2 protein-coding genes and 2 pseudogenes are annotated in these 2,715 nt (G+C 37.2%); 3 read left to right on the plus strand and 1 reads right to left on the minus strand.

Annotated elements, in window-relative coordinates; genetic code table 11:
- Positions 1-324: 324 nt before the first annotated feature.
- The 3 genes and pseudogenes from FYJ45_RS29120 to FYJ45_RS29130 form a co-directional block, all read left to right on the plus strand.
- Positions 325-510 (plus strand): annotated as a pseudogene (locus tag FYJ45_RS29120) (hydrolase); the annotation flags it as partial.
- A gap of 14 nt (positions 511-524) precedes the next feature.
- A pseudogene (locus FYJ45_RS32955) lies at positions 525-623 on the plus strand (carboxymuconolactone decarboxylase family protein); the annotation flags it as partial.
- A 62-nt stretch (positions 624-685) separates the two neighbouring features.
- Positions 686-1,174, plus strand: a complete 489-nt coding sequence (locus FYJ45_RS29130) for a C45 family peptidase (protein WP_154468412.1) — start codon at positions 686-688, stop codon at positions 1,172-1,174.
- 97 nt (positions 1,175-1,271) lie between these two features.
- Here FYJ45_RS29130 and FYJ45_RS29135 read toward each other — a convergent pair whose 3' ends face one another.
- Positions 1,272-2,489 carry an IS110 family RNA-guided transposase gene (locus FYJ45_RS29135; protein ID WP_154468413.1) on the minus strand — a complete coding sequence of 406 codons (1,218 nt, stop codon included), beginning with the start codon at positions 2,487-2,489 and terminating at the stop codon, positions 1,272-1,274.
- Positions 2,490-2,715 lie beyond the last annotated feature (226 nt).

Below are 2,715 nucleotides of genomic sequence, written 5' to 3' on the forward strand. Positions count from 1 at the left end.
CATTAAAACGGCATAAGAGGTCCGCATGTGCGACTTGGTTCAAAAGGAAAGTACTAAATCAGGGGCTTGAAGTTCATATCAAGCTCTTGATTTTGAGCCCCTGACTTAGAACTTTCCTAATCTATTGGCACAAATCCATATTGAGGTATATGATTATAAAGATAGGGAATGTGTCACCACTGGTGACACAAATATGGAATGATAGTAGAGGTGATAAAAACCATGAAAAATGTTATTCATATATATGGTGCAGCAAATTTGGATGAAAATTTTGAAAAAGTAAAATTAAGCATGTGAGCTAGAGGAGATGACTAGAGAAGAAGCTTGGATTTTGAAAAGTATCCAGACCAGCATTGCATCAAAAGTCAGGAGATACTTCGTGAATGTGGAGTAGATGGGGGAATCAACCATGCTACAGCAAGCCATGGTTACGCAATTACAGTAGATGTAAAGCTAGAACATGACATGGACAAGGTGCTTTATGCAGTAGATGAATTGACGGGATTAATTGTGCCAAGCACTAATCTTTTTTGAAATATCACTTAGAAAATGCAAAGAATCACGGTGCAACACAGAAAGAAATCGCAGCAATTATCACACATGTCGCTTTTTATGTAGGCTGGTGTTCGTGTAAAACGAAAGAGAAGCTGAGATAGAATTATCAAATTGGGAGGTGCGATAACGTATGTGTACAGCAATCGCATATAAAGGAAAAGACTTAATATATGGCTTCAATCTTGATATCGATTTGGCAGTTTGGAAGCACGATATTTACAAGACAAAAAACTACTTTACCGTTGGGATTACAGTTGGAAGCACCACCTATTTTACACACGGAATTACAAAAGATGGTGTGTTTGCAAATATTCCATATATGAATGGACCTACAGAAAAGTATCCAATTGGAACAAAGAAGCATCGCATTGACTTGGTAGTAAATAAAATCATTCGAGGGAAAATGTCATTGGCCGAAGTAAAAGAAATACAAAATACGGATGGTCAATGTATCGCAAGTCCAAAGAATCTAAGTTTTCATTCTCTATTTGGAGATTCTAATGGCGATGTATTTGTGCTTGAGCCAGGAATTGGCTACAAAGAAATACAGGAAAAATACGCGGTTCTCACAAATTTTCCAGTACTAAACCTGCTAATAAATTGCAAGCGTTTTTATTGAAAATATGCTATGTTTTTTTGGATATATATTTGGACATGGTAAATAAGGTCAAGCAATCCCCTGACCTTGAAAAATGGAGTATGCTGTTTAGAAGAGACTAGACTGCTGTTTCAGTCTCATTTAAAATACTCGAAACACGTGAGTGATAGATTCTAAGAAATTTATTGTACGCTGCAAACATAGCGGTACCGTAATGCTTTCCTTCTGCACGTTTTCTTAGAAAATATATGCAGACTGGATCATCGGCATAGAGTGACTGATGTTTATTGATAGAATCCATTACTTCATAGCCTAGTTTTCGCATTATTCTGGAACCACGTTTTGACATATGGCGTTCAGTACCTGTAAACTTTCCAGATTGAAATGGAGGAGCATCTATTCCAGCATAAGCTATTAAAGCTTTTGCGCTGTGAAAGCGTCTTGGATCTCCGATCTCAGCTATGAGTCTTGGACCTATCGATGCACCTACGCCTTTCATTGTCATAACGGTATCATATTCAGGTAACATCTTGGCTAATTCGTTCATGCGAGATAAAATATCGTATAAAGAGGCGTTTACTTCTTTAAGGACATTAGCAATCTCCTGGACAACCAATTTGGTGCTTGCAGTAGATTCGAGAGTGGGGATGCTTTCTTTAGCGATTTGATAAAGCTGGCCGGCTTCGGTATCACTAAAACGGTATCCTTTCCTCTTTGTCCAAGATTGATAACGTTCAATAAATTTATTCTTAGAGTATTTGACTATACAATCTCGGTGGTAGAAATCGTGGACAAAATCACAGAGTTTATCTTTGCCACTGTACCGATTAAATCCATCTAGAAGATTATATATGCCTGGATTGGTTCGATCTAAAAGGTTACATAGGGCAAGACAGCGATCTTGTCTTGTTTTAGAAAAACTGCAGTATTGTGTTCCTAAAAGTTTTAATTCAGTTCTGATATCTTCAATACTTGATTCATGACAAGGTCTGTACCAAAAATCAATACCATACTGTGCTATCATTAGGGCATCGATTTTGTCAGTTTTTGGGTTTCTTATACCTTGGCATCGATAACGTTTCATCTCAAGTGGATTGATGATGTAAGTGGTATATCCATGTGATTTTAGGTATTGGGAAACGGGAAGATGGTAAACACCAGTTGCTTCCATGGTGATATGAAGTTCTTCTTCATATTTGCTTAGTTTGTCCACCAGCTTTTTCATATCGCTTTGGGTATGAGTATAGTCTTGTGGGGACATTAGTATTTCTCCGTATGGCTTTAGAATGCATATGGTACTCTTGCCTTTAGAGACATCAATTCCTACACTAATCATTTGGTTCCTCCTAGTATAATAAGATGTTGGGGTCAAAAGAGTTTGTAAAAACTCTCTGACCTACCATATAGTACCTTGAAAATTTTACACAATTGGATTTTTATTGTTGTCCGGCAAATTAAATGATGTTCCATCCGGCAGATTATTTCGTGCCGATTTGGGATCTCTACAGATAGGTTAGTCATTTTAAAAGTAATTGTTTCTGCGAATTGTTTTCCTGACAGAA

The organism is Eisenbergiella porci, from assembly GCF_009696275.1.
In the GTDB taxonomy this organism is placed as follows: Bacteria; Bacillota; Clostridia; order Lachnospirales; family Lachnospiraceae; genus Eisenbergiella; species Eisenbergiella porci.